The sequence below is a fragment of the Paraburkholderia sp. EG304 genome (assembly GCF_046543485.1).
Lineage (GTDB): Bacteria > Pseudomonadota > Gammaproteobacteria > Burkholderiales > Burkholderiaceae > Paraburkholderia > Paraburkholderia youngii.
The window spans coordinates 1-255 of sequence record NZ_JBKGUA010000467.1 but is presented as its reverse complement, the minus strand read 5'-3'; the positions used below and the strand labels follow the sequence as shown (position 1 = coordinate 255).

Annotated in this window: 1 pseudogene; it reads left to right on the top strand. The window is 67.1% G+C overall.

Annotation, left to right across the window (positions count from 1 at the left end):
• Window positions 1-255: pseudogene (locus ACLFKU_RS44775) on the top strand (transposase); the annotation flags it as partial.

Genomic DNA, 255 nt, shown 5'->3' with positions numbered 1-255 from the left:
GCGAGCCTCGATGCTGCCAGTGTTGCCAGCCCCCGGGGGCCAGGAAACCGGCCCCAACCCGACAGACCGGGGAAAGCTCGGGTCGAAACGGCACATCGTTGTAGACGCGCGCGGCATTCCACTGGCCGTCACGGTCACGGGCGCCAACCGACACGACTCGATGGCATTCGAGCCCACGCTCGATGCCATTCCGGCAGTCTCGGGTCTGAATGGCCATCCCCGCAAACGCCCGGGCAAGTTGCGTGCGGACAAGGG